The organism is Hymenobacter fodinae, assembly GCF_004745825.1.
In the GTDB taxonomy this organism is placed as follows: domain Bacteria; phylum Bacteroidota; class Bacteroidia; order Cytophagales; family Hymenobacteraceae; genus Hymenobacter; species Hymenobacter fodinae.
The window spans coordinates 139,174-160,171 of record NZ_SRLA01000006.1 but is presented as its reverse complement, the minus strand read 5'-3'; the positions used below and the strand labels follow the sequence as shown (position 1 = coordinate 160,171).

14 protein-coding genes are annotated in these 20,998 nt (G+C 55.0%); 2 read left to right on the top strand and 12 right to left on the bottom strand.

What is annotated here, in order from left to right; all coding sequences use genetic code 11:
• Nucleotides 1–79: 79 nt before the first annotated feature.
• The 7 genes from EU556_RS23135 to EU556_RS23105 form a co-directional block, all read right to left on the bottom strand.
• Nucleotides 80–1,762 (bottom strand): sodium:solute symporter family transporter, encoded by a 1,683-nt coding sequence (locus EU556_RS23135; RefSeq protein WP_135436622.1) that lies wholly within the window; start codon nucleotides 1,760–1,762, stop codon nucleotides 80–82.
• A gap of 627 nt (nucleotides 1,763–2,389) precedes the next feature.
• Entirely contained in the window at nucleotides 2,390–4,033 is a 1,644-nt protein-coding gene (locus EU556_RS23130; protein WP_245327859.1) for a family 43 glycosylhydrolase, read from the bottom strand.
• A 46-nt stretch (nucleotides 4,034–4,079) separates the two neighbouring features.
• Nucleotides 4,080–5,141 (bottom strand): glycoside hydrolase family 43 protein, encoded by a 1,062-nt coding sequence (locus tag EU556_RS23125; RefSeq protein WP_135436621.1) that lies wholly within the window; start codon nucleotides 5,139–5,141, stop codon nucleotides 4,080–4,082.
• 138 nt (nucleotides 5,142–5,279) lie between these two features.
• Nucleotides 5,280–6,830 carry a RagB/SusD family nutrient uptake outer membrane protein gene (locus EU556_RS23120; RefSeq protein ID WP_135436620.1) on the bottom strand — a complete coding sequence of 517 codons (1,551 nt, stop codon included), beginning with the start codon at nucleotides 6,828–6,830 and terminating at the stop codon, nucleotides 5,280–5,282.
• 41 nt (nucleotides 6,831–6,871) lie between these two features.
• The gene (locus EU556_RS23115; protein ID WP_135436619.1) at nucleotides 6,872–9,976 is read right to left on the bottom strand and encodes a SusC/RagA family TonB-linked outer membrane protein; all 3,105 of its coding nucleotides are present in this window, start codon (nucleotides 9,974–9,976) and stop codon (nucleotides 6,872–6,874) included.
• Between the two features lie 467 nt (nucleotides 9,977–10,443).
• Nucleotides 10,444–11,508 (bottom strand): glycoside hydrolase family 43 protein, encoded by a 1,065-nt coding sequence (locus tag EU556_RS23110; RefSeq protein ID WP_135436618.1) that lies wholly within the window; start codon nucleotides 11,506–11,508, stop codon nucleotides 10,444–10,446.
• 102 nt (nucleotides 11,509–11,610) lie between these two features.
• Nucleotides 11,611–12,708, bottom strand: coding sequence for a glycoside hydrolase 5 family protein (locus EU556_RS23105; RefSeq protein ID WP_135436617.1), 1,098 nt, complete (start codon nucleotides 12,706–12,708; stop codon nucleotides 11,611–11,613).
• Nucleotides 12,709–13,235: 527 nt separating this feature from the next.
• Between EU556_RS23105 and EU556_RS23100 the strand changes: the two genes are divergently transcribed.
• Together EU556_RS23100 and EU556_RS23095 are read left to right on the top strand one after the other, a co-directional pair.
• On the top strand, nucleotides 13,236–14,306 hold the full coding sequence (locus tag EU556_RS23100) for a glycoside hydrolase family 43 protein (RefSeq protein WP_210116356.1): 1,071 nt from the start codon (nucleotides 13,236–13,238) through the stop codon (nucleotides 14,304–14,306).
• A gap of 157 nt (nucleotides 14,307–14,463) precedes the next feature.
• Nucleotides 14,464–15,492: a LacI family DNA-binding transcriptional regulator gene (locus EU556_RS23095; protein ID WP_210116355.1), complete on the top strand. Its 1,029-nt coding sequence runs from the start codon at nucleotides 14,464–14,466 to the stop codon at nucleotides 15,490–15,492.
• 97 nt (nucleotides 15,493–15,589) lie between these two features.
• Here the strand turns inward: EU556_RS23095 and EU556_RS23090 are convergent, their stop codons facing one another.
• The 5 genes from EU556_RS23090 to EU556_RS23070 all read right to left on the bottom strand — a co-directional run bounded on the left by EU556_RS23090 (nucleotide 15,590) and on the right by EU556_RS23070 (nucleotide 20,982).
• Nucleotides 15,590–16,462, bottom strand: coding sequence for a nucleoside phosphorylase (locus EU556_RS23090; RefSeq protein ID WP_135436615.1), 873 nt, complete (start codon nucleotides 16,460–16,462; stop codon nucleotides 15,590–15,592).
• A gap of 186 nt (nucleotides 16,463–16,648) precedes the next feature.
• Entirely contained in the window at nucleotides 16,649–17,602 is a 954-nt protein-coding gene (trhO, locus tag EU556_RS23085) for an oxygen-dependent tRNA uridine(34) hydroxylase TrhO (protein ID WP_135436614.1), read from the bottom strand.
• 90 nt (nucleotides 17,603–17,692) lie between these two features.
• A complete protein-coding gene (locus EU556_RS23080) occupies nucleotides 17,693–18,325 on the bottom strand; it encodes a NeuD/PglB/VioB family sugar acetyltransferase (RefSeq protein WP_135436613.1) in 633 nt (210 codons plus the stop codon).
• A gap of 87 nt (nucleotides 18,326–18,412) precedes the next feature.
• Entirely contained in the window at nucleotides 18,413–19,684 is a 1,272-nt protein-coding gene (locus EU556_RS23075; protein WP_135436612.1) for a hypothetical protein, read from the bottom strand.
• Nucleotides 19,681–20,982: a DUF2851 family protein gene (locus EU556_RS23070; RefSeq protein ID WP_135436611.1), complete on the bottom strand. Its 1,302-nt coding sequence runs from the start codon at nucleotides 20,980–20,982 to the stop codon at nucleotides 19,681–19,683. The genes EU556_RS23075 and EU556_RS23070 overlap by 4 nt, the downstream gene beginning before the upstream one ends.
• Nucleotides 20,983–20,998 lie beyond the last annotated feature (16 nt).

Below are 20,998 nucleotides of genomic sequence, written 5' to 3'. Positions count from 1 at the left end.
CCGTTTCCACTCTTGGAAACGGGCCTCTTTGTTTATGCTACTGGCCTAGCGGCAGCCGTTGCCGCTAGGCCAGTGCTCCTTACCAATAGATGGTGTAGAGAGTAGTCAGGATTACAATGATGATCATGGAGCCGATGGCAAAACCGCGGTTGGGCACGAACATGCTGGCATCAACTTCCAAGCCATTGGTTTTCACACCGCGGCTGGTCTGCAGCAGGCTAATCAGAACCATAGCAATGATGCAGATGATGAATACGAAGCCCATCCGGTCGAGGAACGGGATTTCATACACGCCAGCTGCATTCTGTACGGAGAAGCCGAAGGGCGCCAGACCCGACAGGTCAGCGAAAGTGGGCAGGAACTTGAAGAAGATAGACAGCAGGAAGCCGCCAATGGTGGCGAACAGGGCCGCGGCCGAAGTGGCACGCTTCCAGAAGAAGCCCAGGATGAACATGGCGAAGATACCCGGCGACACAAAGCCTGTATACTCCTGAATGAACTGGAAGCCCCCTTTCTTATCAATGCCCAGGAACGGAGCAATCAGCACGCCCAGCAGTACCGCAACTACTACGGCAATCTTACCCACGCTCACCAAGCGCTTTTCGCTTGCCCCGGTGTTGAGTACTTTCTTGTAGATGTCGAGGGTGAAGATGGTGGCAATGGAGTTGGCCTTACCGGCTAGCGAGGCTACTACAGCGGCAGTAAGAGCGGCAAACGACAATCCTTTCAGGCCTACGGGCAGAATGTTGAGCAGCACGGGGTAAGCGCGGTCAGGGTTCAGTTCACCGTCCTGCATCATCTCAGCACCAAAGATATTTTCCTTATACAGGATGAAAGCAGCAATACCAGGCAGTACTACAATCACGGGCATGAACAGCTTCAGGAAGCCAGCGAAGAGCAGACCGTTGCGGGCCGTGGGCAGGTCGGCGCCCAGGGCGCGCTGGGTGATGTACTGGTTGCAGCCCCAGTAGTTCAGGTTCACAATCCACATACCACCCAGCAGAACCGTGAGGCCGGGCAGGTCGAGGTAGTTTTCATTCTTGCGGTCCAGAATCATGTGGAAGTGGTCGTTGGCCTGCTCCGTCATGAGCTTAAAGCCGCTTAGCACGCCCGATTGGCCGTAGTGCTCAGCCACCAGATTCAGAGCCAAGTAGGTGGTAGCTAGGCCACCCAGAATCAGGAAGAACACCTGAATTACGTCGGTGAAGCCAATTACCTTCATACCACCCAGCGTGATGATGATGGCGAAGATGGCCAGGGCGTACATGCAGAAGTTGAGGCCCAGCCCCGAAACGCTGCTCACGGCAATGGCGCCGAGGTACAAAATGGATGTAAGATTTACTACCACGTACAGCGCCAACCAGAAAATGGCCATAATCATGGCCACCGTGCCGTTGTAGCGCTGGTGCAGGAACTGCGGCATGGTGGAAATCTTGTTCTTCAGGTACACCGGAATGAAGAACACAGCCACGATGATGAGGGTGAGGGCAGCCATCCACTCGTAGGTGGCAATAGCTAGGCCCATCTTAAAGCCTGAAGCCGACATACCCACCATTTGCTCGGCGGAGATGTTGGAGGCAATGAGGGATGAGCCAATGGCCCACCAGGTTAGGGAGCCTTCCGCCAAGAAGTAGTCCTTGGAATCACCTTCAATGGTGCCGTCGTGCCCTGTCTTCCGCCGGTAGATCCAGATGCCGTACCCGGCAACTATCAGGAAATAGATGAAGAAAACAATGTAATCTAGAGTGGCAAGCTGATGCATGATGCTACTACAAAGAATGAAAAAGTGTGCTTATTGAAAGGAAAATGGGGGCATATGGTAGAAAGACCAGGGCGGCATCAGAAGTCACCACTCAAATCGACGTACTATTTAAGACTATTTGCGCACACCAATGCGGTATTGCGCGGCAGAATGAGAGGTTTCGCCAAGTTTCAGGAAGGCAGTTGATGAGCTGAGTTGGCTTAGATTAGTGGGAAAGTACTGGGTTTCAAGTCAGAACTCATCATTGTCCTCACATTTAGTATTCCCTGCGTCGCGGAAATTTCCTTTTAGAAAATTTCCGGAACAAAATTGCACACCATGCCCAACCAGGCAGAGGCCTAGCAAACAGCACCCCTGGTGAGGTGGTGGTCTCCGGGCACAAGTGGCCTAGCCAGGCTGATTAGGCCACGCCACTTATCTGACTAAAGGGGTTATAAACGGATGCCTCCCTACACACGTCATCCTGAGCTCAAGCGTAGGCGCTCCTATCAGGCAAGAACGAGTGGCCTAGCGCCTCGTGCTACCACAACAGGAGCCTTCGCTTAAGCTCAGGATGATGTGCTTTTTTATTTCCTATTAAGGAAGGCGTATTGGACCAACGCTACCAAAACGACTAACGCGCAAAGGTTACTTGTCTCCTTCCGTCTGCGCCGTTACCACTTCATTCTCAAGGTTAAACTCCTCGAAGGCGGCGGTAGCCGTGGCAGGGCCTTTGACTAGTACCCCGGCACGCACGCCCCGGTCCCAGGGCGGCAGGTAAGCGCCGTTGATGAGGGCTGGTGCACCGGGTACACCCTGCCAGGTTTTACCGCCATCCGCACTCCAGCTAAAGCGGAATTGATTGCCCTGCTGGGCCTGCAAGCGTAGGGCAACAGCCGCCGTGGCAGTAGTGGGCAGCTTCACTTCACCCAAGGCTTTCTGCTTGCCTTTCTCCAGCTGCCAGAGCTGCAGCTTGCCGCTGCCGGCGGTAAGGGCCAAGGTGTTTTCTGGGTCACCGTGCGCGGCAATGCCGGCCACCGTACCTGCGGGCAGCTTGCCGGGGTTTAGCAGCGTGGTAGTAGCGGTGTAGTCGGCGGTGGTGGTGTGCTGGCCTAGCACGGCCCCGCTGTGCTGAGGCCGGGCCGTCACGTACAGCTTCCCGTCGCGCACGGCTACCGTAGGCCTCTCCTCCACCGGCCACTGCCACGAGGGCTGCAAGGTGGCGTTGGTAAACTCATCGTTGAAGTTGCGGGGCACAACCGGCGCCGCTTTGGTAGGCACGGTTCCGTCGTTGCGGAACTCCGGCCAGCCGTCGGAGGTCCACTTGAATTCACTGATTACCCCCTGCCGTCCCACAAACTCAAAGCTGCGGGTGTCGTACGCGTGGTGCAGCATGTACCAACGGTTGCCACGATTGAATACCGTTCCGTGGCCGGGGCAGGCCCACTTCTCATTTTTCGTGAGGATGGGATTTTTCTCGTACTTCTCCCACGGGCCCAGCAGGCTCTTGGCACGGGCTACCCCAATGCCATAGGTGCAGTTGTGGCCGCAGCAGCCGTTGCCAGCATAAAAGGCGTAGTAATAGTCGTTGCGCTTCACCATGCACACGCCTTCCACCAAGTTGCCTTCCCAAGGCACTGTGTTGCGGAATAGCTCCTTCTTCTCCCCTAGCAGCGCCGTGTGCTCCTCGTTGAGGCGCTGCGCCCAAATGGGCGTAGGCTGATTGACGCTATTGCCATCCTCCTTCCAGATCAGGTAAAGTTGATTGTTTTCATCGCGCATCGGAAAGCCATCAATCGAGCCATCCTTCTGTGCTACCAGGGGGCCCAGGTCGCGGTATGGGCCGGCGGGGGTATCGGCCACAGCTATGCCCACAGCTAAGTTGCCTCCCTTCTTGTGGGCAGTGTAGTAGATGTAGGTTTTGTCGCCTTCCTGGCTGATTTCCGGGGCCCAGAAGTAGTAGTCGGCCCACGAGGGCAACTCATTCGGGAACACGTGGCCTACCAGGTCCCAGTCGGTAAGGTTCGTGGATTTGAGCAGCGGAAACACTGGCCCCCAATTAGAGGACGTAGCCGTAGCCCAGTACGTGTCGCCCACCTTCATGATGGAAGGATCGGGAAAGTCTCCGGGCAGCACCGGGTTCACGATGGAAATAGCCGGAGCTTCGGTTTCGGCTTTCGTTTCGGTAGTCGTAGCAGTAGGCGTGCTGACGCTGGTGGTGGCCGTTTGGCAGGCGCCCAACAGGCCGAGTGAGAGGCCTAGCGCCAGGGTAGTCTTGTGGTTAAATGCCATGCAGTGGAAAAGCTACAATCGTCGGAAGAGTAAATAAACTCGGGGGTTATTCGCCAGCTGGCTTGGGTAGCGCCGTGCCCACGGCTACCGGAGTACCAAAGTTGGGCGTTCCATCTGCATTCCAGGTAAACTTCTGCATGCGGGGGCTGCGGTTGTCGCCGCAGCCTTGACCAGTTCGTGGGTTGGCATGGTAGATAATCCAGTCCTCCTTACCATCTTTCGACTTGAAGAAGCCATTGTGACCAGGCCCGAAAACTTGACCTTCAGGGTTTTTCACGAAGACGGGAGCAGTCGATTTTTTCCAGGAGCTAGGCTGCATCGGGTCGGCCGTGCTGGAAGCCGTGAGCATACCCAGGGCGTAATCGTCGGTGCTGCAGTGGCTGGCCGAGTAAACGAGAAACGTTTTGTCGCCATGCTTGATTATTTCTGGGCCCTCGTTTACATCTGGGTCACCCAACGTTTCCCAGGCAAACTCAGGGTGCGAGAGTTCTACGCGCGGCCCTACCAGGGTCCAGGGGTTGCTCATTTCTGAGATGTAGAGGCGCTGAGTGCCCGCGCCCTCTGTTTCGTGGCCCGACCAAATCAGGTAGCGCTTGCCGTTCTGCTCCAACACAGTGCCATCAATGGCCCACAGGTCTTGATTAGGGTTGGCAATCCGGCCTTTGTACGTCCAGGTACCGGTAGTGGGGTCGGCGCTTGCATTTTCTAGCACGTGCACCCGGTGGCCGGCGCAGCAGAATGGGTCGGCCGAGTAATAGATGTACCACTTACCGTCGAGGAAAAACAGCTCCGGGGCCCACAGGTCGCGCTGGTTAACGCCGCCCTGCTGGGGCGTCCATACCACGGTGCTCACTGCCGAGCCCAGGTCCGACATCTTGCCCGTTTTCCGGATGGTGATGTTGCCCCCGGTAGTACTCATGTAGTAATACACGTTGTCTTTCTGGTACACCCAAGGGTCGGGGCCTACTGAGAGCAGGGGGTTTGTGAATGTAGCAGTTGTGGGAGGGGCTGGGGGTGCTGGAGAGGGCGCAGGAGGAGCCGAAGAGCTCTGGCACGCCAGCGTGAAAGCCAGCACACTCACGGGTAGCAATCGAAACAAGGAAGTCATAGCAATCGAGAAAAGCGGAAAACAGAATAGATACCTCACCCCTAACGGCTAAGCGGCATCTGCTAATCTAGGCCAGAAAAAGAAAGCCGCCCCGGCCCATGGTCGGAACGGCTTTCTTCTAAGCGCCACTTAACTGGCCTACCAACCAGGGTTCTGCTGATAGCGAGCCAGGTCTACCTCCGACTGCGGAATAGGCAGCAGACGGGAGCGGTCGAGACGGAAGCTGTTAAAGTCGGTGTCGCGGGCTTTCAGCTGATCTAGGCCTGCCTGGTTATCAAGTAGGCCCCAGCGCTTAAGGTCAAACCAGCGTTGGCCTTCACCGGCCAGCTCCGTTACGCGCTCATGCATTATCTGGGTCCTCAGGGTAGCCTGCGTGAATGTGCCAGCGGTGAGGGGCGCCAAACCCGCACGGTTACGCACTTGGTTAATTAGCGGAATAGCGTTGCTGGTTTGATTTTGCTCGTTCAGGGCTTCAGCCTGTAGCAACAGCACATCGGCGTAGCGCATCACTCGGTGGTTGATGGGCGAATCGAAGTTCTCGAAGGTGCGATAATAGTCAGTTTGGTACTTGCGCCAATACACGCGGCTCAGGTCGCGGGCATTGCCCTTGAATCGCTCTAAGAAGCCCTTGCCGTACACCAGCGTATCTGCGTCTACGGGCAGCGTAGTAGTAAACTGGCGGCGATTATAAAAGGCGGTGGCCGCCAGGCGTGGGTCGCGGGCCCCGGTGGTGGTGCCTTCCTTCAAGAATTCGTTTATCACCCACGGGCGTATTTCGCCATCTACAAAACCAGCGCCCGGTACGCCCCAGAACTGGGAGCGTTGGCCACCTTCTGAAGAGGTAGCATCGTCGCCATCGTTGCCGCCGAGCTTGGCGTCAGAGAATTGCACCTCGAAGATAGATTCGGAGTTATTTTCGGTGGTATGCCGGAAGTTATCGGTGTAGTTGGCCGTCAGTTGGTAGCGGTTGGAGGCAATAACTTCCTGAAACTGTGTTGAGGCCTCGCTCCACTTCCGCTGTTGCATATATACCTTGCCCAGCAGCGTGGTGGCCGCGCCGCGCGTGGCCCGGCCTATGTCGTTGCCACCGGTGTACACCAGATCCAGGTCCGGCTTGGCGGCTTGCAGATCCGTGATAATCTGCTCGTACACCTGTGCTTCCGTGGCTTGGGGCGGCAAGTTGGTGGGGTCGGCGGGGGTAAGCGCCAGCGGTACATTGCCGTAAAGTGTGACCAGATTATAGTAGTAGAGAGCCCGCAAAAAATGAGCCTCCCCTATGATCCGCTTTTTCAGCGTCTCATTCATTTGCATGCCTGGCACATTGGCCAACACTTGGTTGGTCCGCGAAATGGCCCGGTAATGGTCGCGCCACAGGTTCTGCGACACTTCAAAATCGTAGTTAGCCTGCGTAAAGCGAGTGAAGTCGGCCAGCTCGCCCCATGGGCTTTGGCTGAAGCCTTCATCTGAGCGCAGGTCGTAGGCAAAGTTCAACCAGCGCCGGTAGGTACCTAATTGCTGTAGGCCACTATATGCGGCATTTATCCCCTTTACAGCGTCACCTTCCGTTTTCCAGAACGACTCAGTTGTAGGCTGGTTAGGGTTAACTTGATTAAGGAAGTCTTTTTCGCAAGCTGTCATTAGCAGCAGGCTGCTTGCCAAAGCGGCCAAGCGGAGAGTATGTTGTTTCATGGGAGTTCAGATGGATGGGGTAAACACACGCGCCGACAGGCCTAGAAGCCAAGCTGAGCGCCAATCGATACCGTGCGGATGTTAGGGTAGCTGCCTTCATCCACCCCACGGGTGAGCAGGCCTAGGCCTACTACTTCCGGGTCGTAGCCACTGTAATCGGTAATCGTGAACAGGTTCTGCCCCGTTACATAGAACCTCAAGCTGCCAACGCCTTTCACCTTATCCGTTAGCGTTTTCGGAATTGTGTAGCCGATCTGCACGTTTTTCAGGCGCAGGTAGGAGCCATCCTCCAGCCACCGCGTCGAGTTGAGACGGGAGTTGTTAATAGCTGCCTCACCGGCCTGGCCGCCTCCACCCGCAATGATAGCGCGGGGCGTAGTAGTAGAGGGGTTGCTGGGCGTCCAGGGGCTGAAGTCGCGGCGGTAGTTGCCATTATCATCCGTGCGGTCAAGCCAGTAGCGGCCCGTGTTCAGTATATCGTTGCCCTGCACACCCTGGAAGAAGGCAGCCACATCGAAGCCCGCAAAGCTCGCCGTTAGGTTCAGGCCATACTGAATTTTGGGGAACACCCGGCCAACGTGAGCCCGGTCGGCGGCAGTAATCTGTCCGTCGCCATTCACATCCTTATAGCGAACATCTCCTGGCTGGGCTGTAGGCTGCGCGCTGGTAGCAATGTTGTCGCCAGTCTGAAAGATGCCATCAAACTGGTAGAGGTAGAAAGAGCCCAGCTCGTAGCCTACTTCCGTCCGCGTTGATTCGCCGGGGCCTGATACGAAGAAGGGCGAGGTGGCATCATTGCTTAGGCTAGTTACTTTATTCCTGATGGTGGTCAAGTTGCCAGTAATTCCATATTTGAAAGCGCTCCGGTTTTCGTTGTAGCCTGCAACCAGCTCGAAGCCCCGATTTTGGATGCGTCCCACGCGACGGTAAGGGTTGCTTCCGGCATTACCCAGCACCAGCGGAATGGCAGGGTCAACTAGCGCATTGCGGGTCTCCGACTGGTAATAATCAGCCGAAAGCGTCAAGCGGTCTTCCAACAAGCCAAGATCAAAGCCATAGTTGGCCGTGCGGCGTTCTTCCCAGGCGATGTCGTTACTGGGCAGCTGAGTCTGAATGCTGCCGTTTTGGATATTGTCGCCCCCAAATGGGTAGTTCACGTTGGGATTAATAACGCCTTGCCAGCGGTAGGCACCGCCGTACTCGCCGCCCAGCAGCTCGTTGCCAAGCACGCCATAGCTAGCCCGCAGCTTCAGGTTGCTCACCTTGTCGGTCAGGCCTTCAAAGAATTGCTCCCGCGAGATACGCCAGCCTGCGGATGCGGCCCAGAACGTACCGTAGCGGTTTTCGGGGCTAAAGCGCGAAGACCCGTCTCGGCGAATCGCGCCGGTTAGGAGGTAGCGCTGGTCGTAATCGTAAGTAACCTGGCCTAGGTAAGAGCGCTTATTGTACGTGAACGAAGAGCCTTGCACCTGTGGGGCGCTGCTGCCAGCATCGAGGGCCCAGTAGTACGTTGGACCAACACCATAGCCGTTATTGCGTCCGCGGGTAAACTCGTTATGCTGGTGCTGCTCAGTGTAGCCAGCTACGGCCGTTAAGTTGTTCTGCCCAAAGCTCTTGTCAAACGTCAGGGTATTTTCTACTAGCGTAAATAGGTTGTTGCCCTGGTTCTCCGCGTAGTAAGAAGGATTCAGCGGGTCATTTTGGCGCCATTGCCCATATTGCCGCTTCTCTCGGTCGTGATAGCCCAGATACTCAGCGCCCAAATTGAGACGGTAGCGCAGAAAGTCGAAAATGGTCAGCTCCCCATACACGTTGCCCTGCAAGCGGTTATTCACGCTGGTATTATTCAGCAGCTTTTGCAGCGCAATAGGGTTAGTTCCGAAAGTGCTGGCGTTGTTGTTGCCGAAACCAAAGCCACCGGGGTTTGCTTGGTCGTTCACCGGAATAATGGGCAGCATACGCAGCACATCCAGGAAGGGTAAGCCGTTCAGAAGGGTCTGGTTGGTACGAGCCAACTGCAGACTCTCACCCACCCGCAGGCGGCCCCGGTTGAAGCCTGAATTTAAACGCACGCTGTAGCGCTCAAACTTAGGCCCCTGCACTGTGCCTTTCTGAGTGAAATATTCGCCGGATAGTAGGAAGTTGGAATTTGGTCCGCCGCCCGAAAAGCCCAGATTATAATCCTGCACCGAGCCGGTACGAATCAGCTCTTTTTGCCAATCAGTATCTACACCGGGCGAATTTGCAACGAACGGCTGAACAGGTCTGCCCGCATTCTCGTAGGCCTGCCGGTTGATGACTGCCCACTCCTGGGCGTTCATCAGGTCGTAGGTTTTATTGATTTTCTGCACCCCTGCGTACGCGTTGAAGCTGATAGCAGGCGCACCAGATTTACCTTTTTTAGTGGTGATGATTATTACTCCGTTAGCCCCCCGTGAGCCATACGGAGCCAATGAAGCACCATCTTTCAGCACCTGAATCGACTCGGCGTCCTGAGGGTTGAAATCTCGGATATTATCGACCCATAGCCCATCAATAATGTAAAGCGGACCGCTCCCCCCATTGATGGAGCCCAAGCCCCGGATGTTGATGATAGGAGCCTGACCGGGTACCCCGGAGTTGATAACCTGCACGCCCGGCAAACGCCCTTGAATACCCTCGCTAATGGTAGCAACTGGTGCGCGCTGCGCCTCCCGGCCGCTAACGCTTGCAACGGAACCGGTTACATCTTCCCGCTTTTGCGTGAGGTAACCTACTACTACTACTTCATTCAGGGCTTTGCTATCGGGCGCCAGATTTACATCTACGCTGGTGCGCCCATTAACCGCAACTTCCTGGGTAGTATACCCTACGAAGGAAAAAGAAAGGGTGGCATTGTCGGCTACGGTAAGGGAGTAGCGGCCGTCGGCATCGGTAGTGGCACCGTTGGAAGTACCTTTTTCCAGAACGGTTACGCCCGGCATCCCCTGCCCTTTCTCGTCAAGTACCCTACCCGATACGGTAGTAGCTACTAGGGCTGGAGTTGCCGCTATATTATGTGCGGGGGCAGCAGTTGCAGCGGTGGGGGCTCCAACTACTGCCATGGGAAGGCCAACCAGCGCAGCTGGAAGCGCTAGCCTCCCCAGTTTGGGTAGGGTGTTTTTCATAGGGGCTATGTGGGAAAAGAAATGGTGGGAACATCATTTGCAAACGTTTGCGCATTTAAGCTTGATGCAAACGTTTGCGCATTCACTCTAAAAACAGACTCGCTTGGGTAACGAGGTACTAAGTGCTTATAAGGAAGCGGCCCAGAACACGGAAGCCTTACAAACCTAAAAAGGGCCAATTTCTGCCGTAATGTTAAACATCAAGTGTACCAATGTCAAGAATGCATATGAAAATGTTGATAATCAGATTGACAGAATCAATTCTTACGCCTTGTACCCAACGTAAAATCAATGGTTCTTTTACTATCCAAATTGGAGTTAAACATTGCTAGTACCTAAAAAGCCAATAAATGTTGCAAACGTTTGCACGTTTTCTCTTGTTATTGCGCATTAGGAACTAACTAAATTCTTTTTCTATTAGCTGGGATTATATCCGACATTACTAATGCCTTACCTGATCAGGTTGGCTATTTCTCTCCAGAGGGTCGCACTAATGGTACTCCAGGGGCTATGGGTCGCCCGAAGTTGGGTGTATCATCGGGGTTCCACGTGAAGGGCTGGGCTCGGGGAGAGCGGAGGCGGCCACACCCCTGCCCTGGTGCATTGTTGGCGTGGTAGAGGAGCCAGTCCTGCGTACCATCGGGTGATTTGAAGAAGGAATTATGCCCGGGGGCATATACACCAGCGGCCGGGTCTTGCTGAAATACTGGCATAGGCGACTTGGTCCAGGAGCCGGGCTGCAGTAGGTCGCTATTGGCGGGAGCCGTGAGCATACCTAAGGCGTAGTAATCGGTCCAGCACCCGCTAGCTGAGTAAATCAGCACCAACTTGTTGCCGTGCCGAAGCACCTGAGGACCTTCATTTACATCAACGTGAGCTGGATTATCAGTAGCGGAAAGGTCACCATTCCGCTCCCAGGCATACACTGGAGTAGAAACTTTCAACCGGGGGCCGTCGATCGTCCACGGATTTTTCAGGCGGGCCAAGTAGATATCCTGTCGCCCGTTGCCATCCCCCTCCCAGCCCGACCATACAAAGTACAGCTGCCCGTTGTTCTCGAACACAGAGCCATCAATTGCCCACTTGTTAGTTACGTCGCGCAGTTGGCCTTTATCAACCCAAGTGCCCTGCAGCGGGTTCTCGGAGCTATTTTCCAATACCCACAAGCGGTGATCGTCGTTGCGGCCCCCATCGGCGGCATAGTACAGGTACCACTTTCCATTGATGCGATGCAGCTCCGGGGCCCAGATTTCGCGCGAGTTAGGGCCTGTTGCTGGCGGCGTCCATACTACCCGATGCTCAGCCTTATCTAGTTGGCTGAGGGAAGTGGTTTTCCAGAGGGTAATATTAACGCCTGTGGTATGGGTGTAGTAGTAGTAGCCCTTGTGGTAGATGCTCCAGGGGTCGGCGCCGGAAGGCAACAGAGGATTGGTAAACGTAGCTCCCGATGATGCCTGCTGGTGCTGGGAGTGGCCTAGGGAGCTTGTCAGAAGAGCTACTCCTAACAACAGGCGCATGAAGAATACACGCATCAGAATTACAAACGGTTGAACTAAGGCTAGTGCAAACCACTCGCAGACTTACTTCGCAAGCAGGTTGCCATCGGTGCTTGGGATGACTATGGCCTAGGCCACTTAGTTACGGTTCAGGTTGCGAATCAGCGTGGTCTCATCTTCCCGGTACGGGGTGCCATCCTTCCGGAACACCTCATGAAACCACTCTATAGGCTCACTGCCATCGGGCAAGGGCGTTTCCCATTGGTACTTCGTATTGGTTTTGCCATCCACTAAACCCCAGTTTATAGCGCCCACATTGCGCTTCTTGAGCATGGGCATGATGGTTGCGAAACGACTGTTGCGCGTGCGAGCCATATACTCAGTGCAAATCAGAGGGCGGTCGTGGGTTTGTAGCAGGTCAATGATGCGCTGATGCGAGGCTAATTCGTCGTAGCAGTGGTAAGTAATCACATCTGAATGCATTGCCTGATAGGTGTTCAGGGCGCTAAACTCCCAATTCCAGAGGCCTACACTCAATGGTTGCTCTGGATTTACTTCACGGGCCCAGGCAAACACGTTGCGCACAAGGGGCAGGGAGCTGGTTAACTTTCCGTTATTGCCAGGTTCATTATATAAGTCCCACAGTAAGATTCGCTTATCGGTGCTGAAGGCCCGGAGTACGTCCTGAACATAGGGCTTCAAGGCAATGAATGCCACCGAATCGCGCGAAACAGGCTCACCGGGGTCCTGCATCCAACCAGAGTTATGAATACCGGGCTTAGGCTCCGGCTGCACCCCAACCTTAGGTTCCTTGTTCCAGCAGTCGTCAAAGAACACGAACATCGTTTGGATGTGGTGCTTATCAGCCAGCCCCAAATACGTGTTCATTCGCTCCTTAAAGCCTTTTGGGTCTTGCTTCCAGGCTAAGCTGTGCAGGAATACACGCATCGTGTTAAACCCAATGCCTTCTGCATAGCCCAACTCTTTGTCGATGGTGGCCGGATCAAACGTAGCCGCCTGCCACATCTCTAGCTGGTTGATGGCGGTGCTAGGCGTAAAGTTTGCACCCGAAAGCCAAGGGTGTGCTTTGTACCATGCTTGGGCTTTATCTACCGTCCAGCGTCTACTGTCAACTACCGTACTTGCTCCTGCTCCCTTTATCTTGACTTTGGATTTTTGAGCATAAGTGCTATGTGAGGCCACCAAAACCATTAAGCAGAGGAGAACTTTCTTCATCAGTGTTGGAATTTGGAAGGATGGAATCAGGTCGAAAAAGAATGAAGAGCTACGTCAAGTAACAACAGAGCAAGCACCATCGAATGCAAACGATTGTATCACCTGCCTGCTGATTGTTCTGGTTTAGCTATTTATATGATTAGCCTGAGGGATTAATGGCAATACAGCAAGCTATGCCCAAAAAGGGCGATTCTGAGGCTTTTACTGCACTACTACTCTGTGCGTAGACTGGTTTCGTGCTAGGTGTTACTTGGGTAGTCTGTCGAGCTCTAGACGGTGCAATCTAAGTTTATGTTACAATTTATGCAAACGTTTGCATTTTTCTATTCATATTGGCTGTCGCAATTCAGTAGTGCCAGCCTGCATCTTACTCCCACTTCTGCTGCTGCAATATCCGGTCCTCTATCCTACTCAATAGTGCGGTGTTTCTGGTTAAGCCAGCATGCGTGCCCAGATTATTGTCTCGTAGTTTGAGGCATAAATTAAGGCTACTCAGTACACATCCTTTCTCCCACCCTCGTTCGTTTATGCCTTCTCGTCGTCATTTTCTGCAGCAAGCTGCTGCTGGCTTAGCCTCACTGGCTCTTATGCACCAAGCGGCGGCCCGGGCCGCCCGCACGTATACTAACCCCGTATATGCTGGTCAGTTCCCCGATCCATTCGTGCTGCGCCACCAAGGTCGCTACTACGCTTTTGGCACCACGGGGCAAGGCCGCACTTCCGATGGGCGCATCTTTACCTTGCTCACATCTACTAACCTAGTGGATTGGAAGAACGCTGGCGGTGCCCTCACTCCGCCTGCAGGCGCTGAAGGAGCCGACTTTTGGGCCCCGGAAGTGGTGTACCACAATGGTACCTTCTACATGTATTACTCCATAGGGGGCGGGGCCATTGGCGCCAGCGTAGGCCACCGCTTGCACGTGGCCACCAGCAAAACGCCCGAGGGACCCTACCAACAAGTGGGCCTGCTAGACGTGCCTGACAGTAAATTTACGATTGACGCCCACCCCTACCGCGACACCGATGGGCAGTGGTATTTGTTTTACGCCCGCGACTTCATTGACTCCAACGATGGGTACCGCCCCGGCACTGGCCTAGTAGTAGACCGTCTCGTTAACATGACCAGCTTAGCCGGAGAAAGTCGCACAGTGATGCGGGCCCGCCACGACTGGACGGTGTTCGAGAAGAACCGCACGATGCCGCTCTACAACAACCAGACATTTAAGGAGTGGCATACGCTGGAGGGCCCCTTTGTGCGTAAACACAACGGCAAGTATTACTGCTTCTATAGTGGCGCTAATTTTCTCACGCCCCGCTACGGCGTCGATTACTGCGTGGCCAATAGTATTCTGGGTCCTTATTCCGATGCAGGTGCGGAAAAGGGTCCGCGGGTGCTCCATGCCGTGGATGGGCACGTGCGCGGCCCCGGCCACCATTCTCACGTGCTAAGCTCCGACGGCAAAACGGAGTACTTAGTATACCACGCCTGGGATAAGAGCATGAAGGAGCGGCAGCTGTGCATTGATAAACTGGCCTGGACTGCCCAGGGTCCGCGTTGCCAAGGCCCTTCTTACACGCCCCAACCTTTGCCCAGCTAAAGTGCGCCCGTGGGGCGGGGCGTATGCTGGCAACTTGTGCTTGCTCATGCAAAGCGCATAGTCTGAACTTACTTTTGCGGTCTTATTGCATGTAGTTGCGCAATATTTGCGTAACTGTTTGCTCTGTTTCTCTGCCTACTCTTTATCAATCAATCCCTTGGCTCGCGCGAAAGCATCCATAACTGATCTGGCTAAGCAGCTCGGCATCTCCGTGTCCACGGTTTCGCGCGCCTTGAGTGACCATCCGAGCATCAGTGACCCAACTAAGAAGAAGGTTTGGAAGCTGGCGAAGGAACTGCACTACCAGCCCAACCACATGGCGGCGGGTTTGCGCAAGGGACGCAGCAATTTGCTGGGGGTGATGGTACCCCACATTGATGGGCACTTCTTTACCTTGGTAGTGAAAGGCATTGAAACCGTGGCTAGCAAAGCCGGCTTCAACATCATGATCTGCCAATCGAATGAAGATGTGGCGCATGAACGCAAGAATATCGAGTCGTTGCTGAGTGCACAGGTTGAGGGAATTCTAGTTTCACTGGCTCGCAACACGCTCGATTTTAAGCATTTTGAGAAAGTCCAGAAACAGGAGATTCCGTTGGTCTTCTTTGATCGGGTGCTCGATGGCCTCGATGTGAATGCCGTGGTTATCGACGACCGAGCCGGCGGGTACCAAGCTACTAAGCACCTGATTGCGCAGGGTTGCCGCCGCATTGCCCACTTCAGTGGCCCTCAACACCTCAACATCTACAAAAATCGGCGTCAGGGCTACATCGACGCGTTGCTAGAACACGACCTACCCGTTGAAGATGAGTTACTTTTCATCTGCGACATGACTTTGGAGGATGGCGTAACGGGCGTGCAACGCATGCTGGCCCTACCTAATCGACCTGATGCTATTTTCTCGGCCAGCGACTTTTCCATTGTAGGGGCCATGCAGGAACTCAAGCGCCACCACTTGCGCGTACCCCAAGACATTGCCCTGGCTGGCTTTAGCAACGAGACGTTTACCTCCCTCACCGAACCCATGCTCACTTCCGTCGATCAGCGGTGCGAGCAAATGGGGCAATCGGCGGTACGGCTACTTCTGGAGATTTTGCGGGAAAGTAGCCCCGACTTCTCGCCCCGGCGGGTTGTGCTCCAACCTGATCTACTAGTTCGGGATTCCTCCATCGTAAGAAAGAAGTAAGGCATCAAACGCAAATGGGCCGACCTGTTCGTAGGTCGGCCCATTGTGTAATACATCTGGCGGGTGCAGCCGAGGCTGCATTGTCGCGGCCCTAGGCCTATACCCGGTCCAGGGTTTTAGCAATCAGATCGTTGATGACGGCCTCCGAGTTGGTAGCGAATTCGCCAGTCGCCCGGTTGGCAACAATGGCATTCAGCGAAACTACCTCGTGGCCTAGCATACGGCCCAGCGCGTAGTAGCCAGCAGTTTCCATCTCGAAGTTGGTGAGGCGGAACTCTCCCTCGGCGCTCTGGTGACGGAACTGCTGAAACTGCTGCACTAAAGTGGGCAGGCGCAGATCGAGGCGTAGCACGCGGCCTTGCGGGCCGTAGAAACCAGGGCACGTGAGGGTATTGCCGGCTACCATGCCAGCGCCCAGCTGTTCGCGGAGCAGATCTGAGCCGCGCACGCAGTATGGGCGGTAATCCAGCTGCAGGCTCTGCTGAATCTCGCGGGATACTTCCACTTCTAGGCCAGTCTCCACAAGCGGGTAAAACTGCATGAGGGAGTCAAGCCCTACGGCGTGCTCCGTGACGAGGTGAGAGCCTACCGGAATATCAACCTGCAGGGAGCCACTGGTACCCACCCGGATAATGCGCAGATTGATGCGCTCTTCCAGTGGCCTAGCCTCCCGCGTCACGAAATCGACGTTCACCAACGCATCTAGCTCGTTCAGTAAAATATCGATGTTATCTGTTCCCATGCCCGTGCTAATCACCGTCAAGCGCTTGCCGCGGTAGTAACCCACGTGCGTCACAAACTCGCGCTTCTGAATAACGGTTTCGATAGAATCGAAGTGCTGGCTTACGGACGGGACCCGATCTGGGTCGCCCACCGTGATAATGGTGTCCGAAATGTGGTCGGGAAGCAGGTTTAAGTGGTAAATGCTGCCGTCTTTATTAAGGATCAGTTCGGAGTCAGGGATGGCCATAAACAGAAGGTGTTAGGAAAGAAAGAGTACGAGTACGGAAAAAGCAGAAAGAGTGGCCTAGAAAGTACGATCATCCTGCCGAAGGAAAGAAGCCTTACTCCTTTTAGCGCCAGAAGTTGCCTTGAGTGCGCTACTAGTTGTTGCTTCTGCCTTAAGCAGGATGATGCGTTCTAGGCCAGTGAGGCGTTAGCGAGCTGGCGCCCGATACGACAATAAGCCTTGCTCAGGGTTATAGTTATTGCTGATTTTAGGATACGTGCCCGTACCATCGTAGGGGCGTTTATCGGGGTGCTCCTGACAGGTGGCAGAGCAGGCACCGTCTAGTTGCTCGGCGCAGGCTTCGCACAGGGGTACGTGGGCATTGCAGTGGGGGTTAGCGCAGTTTACCATCCGGTCGGAGGGCGTGTGGCAATGGTGGCAGGTGCTGATAATGGTGGGGTTGACGCTATTCACATCCACGGCCACGCGGCCATCAAACACATAGCACTTGCCCTCAAAGTCTTCACCTCCGGCCTCTAGGCCATACTTAATTATGCCGCCGTGCAGCTGGTAAACATCTTCAAAGCCCTGCTCCAGCAGGAAGGCGCTGGCCTTTTCACATTTAATGCCACCGGTGCAGTACGTCAGGATTTTCTTGCCCTTGTACTGTTCCAGCTCCTCTATTTTCTCCGGAAACTCCCGGAAGTTTTCGATATCCAGCGTAACAGCATTCTTAAAGCGACCGAGCTGGTGCTCGTAATCGGAGCGCACATCCAGCACCACCACGTCGTCCTGGTCCTTCAGGTCCCGGAATTGCTCCGGCGAGAGGTGAATGCCCGTGCGCTCGTAAGGCTTGATGTGAGGCAGCCCTACGTGCACAATTTCCGGCTTCACGCGCACGTGCAGCTTCTGGAACGTATGGGCCGGAGCTTCTTCTACCTTAAACTCGAGCGCGGCAAAGCGCGGGTCGGCCTTCACGAGACGCATGTATTCCTCGCAGTCGGCGCGGCGCCCCGAAACGGTGCCATTCAACCCCTCAGAGGCCACAATGATGCGGCCCAGCAGATTCAGGCGTAGGCACAACCGGTGGTGCTCCTCCCGAAATTGCTCGGGGTTCTCAATGGGCGTATAGCAGTAATACAGCAGAACGAGGTAGTCCATCTTTCTAATAGAAGTAAGAGAATAGAGCGTAAAGCCAAGAAAATGAAGGGCAAATCCCTGGTACTACGCTCTATCTTCTAAGTTCTTAATTTACACTTTCTGGGCGGGGTTGCCGAATACCGTCTGGTTCGCAGGCACATCAGCTACGACTACTGAGCCGGCCCCAATACGGGCTTTGGCACCGATCTTTACGCCGGCTACAACTACGGCACCGGCCCCAATGAAGGCTAACTCCCCAACCGTCACTTCGGCATTAAGGATAGCCCCCGCCCCAAGCTGAACGAAGTCGCCTACCTCCGCTTTCACATCTACCACGGCATTGGCACCTACAATGCAACCGTCGCCGAGCTTAGCCGTGCTGGTCACTACTGCGTTGGGCCCAATGAGGTTGCCGTGGCCTAGCCACGCGTGCGGCGAAACGCTGGCGCGCTGGTGAATAGCATTTACGGGCGCTACCTCGTACTCTTCGCGCAGCATGTTGGTGAGGCTGCGGCGGCTGGCCGTATCCTCGGTTGCCACAAATACTTCGCACTTCTTGCCTAAAAGCTTGAGTAGTTCTTTATCGTCGGTGTTGCCCATCACGGGCACGTCGTTCAGTTCGGTGTTCTGCAGCTTGGCATCGTCATCCAGCAAACAGTAGATAACTACGTCGTTGCTTTGAAAGGCATCCAGTGCGGCCGTACCAACGGCTTGCGCACCCAGAATGATTACGGGGTTTTCCATAGAATCGAAAAACGGCCCCAAGCAGGCCGGCAGTTTATTTCAAAAGGCAAAGATACGGGTTGCCGGATGGTTGTTCCCTATGGGTTACTAATTGTCCGGTTCTAGGCGCCGCTGCAGACGGCCAACGTAGCTATTCTGCAAGACCACCAACAGTAGAAATGGCAAAAAAGATACCCGGTAGCGGCTTAAGGTGCCCAGGTTAGGGGTTGTCAGGCCCAACAGTGCTGCCAGCAACACGGAGTATACCAGCAAACATAGCACCACGGCAAACGGCAGTAACCCCCTCTGCCGTTCCGTCAGGCTGGCAACTGCCACCAGCAGCAGTACCAGCAACAACATATTTTCGAGGCCTGCGATAACATAAAGAAAGCCCCCTCCCTCCCACGGCCGAGGATACGTGAGTACATTCGCAATAGCTCGGGGCGCGTTTTGCAAAACACTTTCGGTAGTAGGCGCCAGCGTAGGGTACTCCAGGTGAGGGCGGTTGCGTGATGAGGCCAGCAATTCAGAATAGTTGCGCTGAAGCTGACTGGTAAACTTGTTCAGACGGAAGGTGGGGCTGACTTCACTCGCGGCCCAGGCCCCACCGGCCAGCACAGCCAACAGCAATACCGTTTGGGTTATCCATCGTTGAGCCCCGCCTAAGTGCTGCACCACCCGGATCAGGCCTAGGCCACTCAATACACCTAGTAAAGCTGCGGCCGAAAAGAACCGCATCTTAAAATGCAGCACTGCCACTGCTACTAGCACCACTACCAGCCGGACGGGCTTGAATTTTACGCCATAGCAGAGCTGGAGTACGATGGCTACCACCAGGGCCCCGCTGCTTACTAGTAGGCTCTCTTTGGTTAGGCCAGAAGTCCAGTACACAATCGTCGGCCATAGCAGAAACCCGCCCACTGCCCCACGTGCTACGGTAGTCGACCAGATGTGGCGCAGCATACGCACCAATTCCCAACTTCCCCAAAAGCTGAATAAAGACAGATAACAGGAGTTAAGCCACACATTCCCCAACGAGGCCAGGTTGAGTACTGATATCACCTTCATAAGGAAGAAGGTGTTGGAGAAACCGTGAAACACCAAATGCCAGGCGCCGAAGTGAAACTCATCCTGCGTAAGCATATGAAGCCAAGCAGCAGGTTGAGCCCAGAGTTGGGCCGTCATGCGCTGCGCCCACACCATGAAATAGCGCGAGTCGCCGCTGAATAACAGCACCGATAAGACCGTGGCAACTCCTTTCAAAATCAACGTCGGCAGTACCCAGTCGCCCAGCTGTGGAATCCGACGTAGCCGCAGTAGCCAGTACCGTACTACCCCTAGCAAGGCAGCATTCAGAGCAATGGCTAACAGAATTTTCAACGAGATAGGGGGTTAGGTTGAACGAGGCGGCTCCCAATACTGCAGTGCAAGCAGCGCCGGGGTGTGCAGTAGCCCCGCTGCAATGCCAGCAACGCCTGAGAATCGGCGGCGGTGCGGTGTTGGAAACCCAGCGCGTTGTAGAGGTCAGTGATATGATTGTGCTCTGCGGGCAGCTGTTCCAGCAAAGCTACGGAGGCTTCAACCAACTCGGCGCTGCCGGTGTGACGAGCGTAGGCCACCCTGAGGGGCACTACCACATTAATGATAAGTAACTGCACGCTACTACGACCCAGCTCCGCTACTTTGCCGGGTTTGCCGGGCCGGAAATGCGTGCGCCAATATTCGGGCATGGGGGCCGTAAAAAACTGCTCAAGCGCAGGCACATCGGTGGCTGAGAGCAGGGCATCAAACAGCATTGGGCGAGCGTGCAATAGGCCTACGAGTTGCGCCAGGCGTACGGTGGGAAAGTTTGCTGGCCGCAGACGCAGGAAGTTCCAGTCGTGAGCAGAAAGCCCCGTGCCTGCCAAGTTGTACTTGTGCCGGAGGAAGGCAAACTCCTGCTGTAAATCCCGAATGTATAAGTCATGGCTACTATCTGCCTGTTCTGCCAGAAAGCCGGCCTGCCCAAATACCAGGGCCGATAGCTGCCGCAGATCGTGCCTATGTCGACGCACAATGGAAAGCGGCAATGCCTTGGCTAAGCGGCTCAGGGGCTCACTGTTTTTTTGAAAGCCAAATGCTGCCGCCAGTGCGTGCCAAGTAGTAGCTTCCCAATCCTGGCCTAGGGATTCGTACAATGCTGCCAGCACATCCGCTTTTTGCTCCACCCGCTCCAGTAGGGCACGATCTAACATGAGCGTTTTGGTGAGTTCCGACACCTGGCCTAGCAACCCCGCGCAGGGCAACGATTCACTGCTGGGCTGTTCGCACAGTCGCTCATATGCCGAGAGCAGCCCAGCTGGCAACCGAGCGCCCAGTGCCAGCACTGGCACCAGCGTGCCATCTGTGCGGTACACGGGCTGGTCGGCGGTGTGCACCACGTGCAATATTACCTGATCGTACTTTTGGTCTTGCTGATGTTGATGCCGGTACCAATCAGAAGCTTTAAGATGAATCTCTACGGCCCCATTCCATTCCACATCCCCTAACTGCAACCGAGCATTCGGGAAATCGGGGCCGGCATCCGTGTGCCGAAAACCCGGACGCAGAATTGTTAGTGCCTGCCCGTCCTCCGTTACGAGTTGTTGTTTATCAAAATACTGGTGTTGCCAGACATAGTGTAGAAAATCCTCTTTCATATCACCCTATTCCTAA

Bases quoted from the DNA above. Each gene is read 5' to 3' on its own strand.
- EU556_RS23135 (WP_135436622.1), bottom strand. From the start codon at position 1,762: ATGCATCAGCTTGCCACTCTAGATTACATTGTTTTCTTCATCTATTTC.
- EU556_RS23130 (WP_245327859.1), bottom strand. From the start codon at position 4,033: ATGGCATTTAACCACAAGACTACCCTGGCGCTAGGCCTCTCACTCGGC.
- EU556_RS23125 (WP_135436621.1), bottom strand. From the start codon at position 5,141: ATGACTTCCTTGTTTCGATTGCTACCCGTGAGTGTGCTGGCTTTCACG.
- EU556_RS23120 (WP_135436620.1), bottom strand. From the start codon at position 6,830: ATGAAACAACATACTCTCCGCTTGGCCGCTTTGGCAAGCAGCCTGCTG.
- EU556_RS23115 (WP_135436619.1), bottom strand. From the start codon at position 9,976: ATGAAAAACACCCTACCCAAACTGGGGAGGCTAGCGCTTCCAGCTGCG.
- EU556_RS23110 (WP_135436618.1), bottom strand. From the start codon at position 11,508: ATGCGTGTATTCTTCATGCGCCTGTTGTTAGGAGTAGCTCTTCTGACA.
- EU556_RS23105 (WP_135436617.1), bottom strand. From the start codon at position 12,708: ATGAAGAAAGTTCTCCTCTGCTTAATGGTTTTGGTGGCCTCACATAGC.
- EU556_RS23100 (WP_210116356.1), top strand. From the start codon at position 13,236: ATGCCTTCTCGTCGTCATTTTCTGCAGCAAGCTGCTGCTGGCTTAGCC.
- EU556_RS23090 (WP_135436615.1), bottom strand. From the start codon at position 16,462: ATGGCCATCCCTGACTCCGAACTGATCCTTAATAAAGACGGCAGCATT.
- trhO (WP_135436614.1), bottom strand. From the start codon at position 17,602: ATGGACTACCTCGTTCTGCTGTATTACTGCTATACGCCCATTGAGAAC.
- EU556_RS23080 (WP_135436613.1), bottom strand. From the start codon at position 18,325: ATGGAAAACCCCGTAATCATTCTGGGTGCGCAAGCCGTTGGTACGGCC.
- EU556_RS23070 (WP_135436611.1), bottom strand. From the start codon at position 20,982: ATGAAAGAGGATTTTCTACACTATGTCTGGCAACACCAGTATTTTGAT.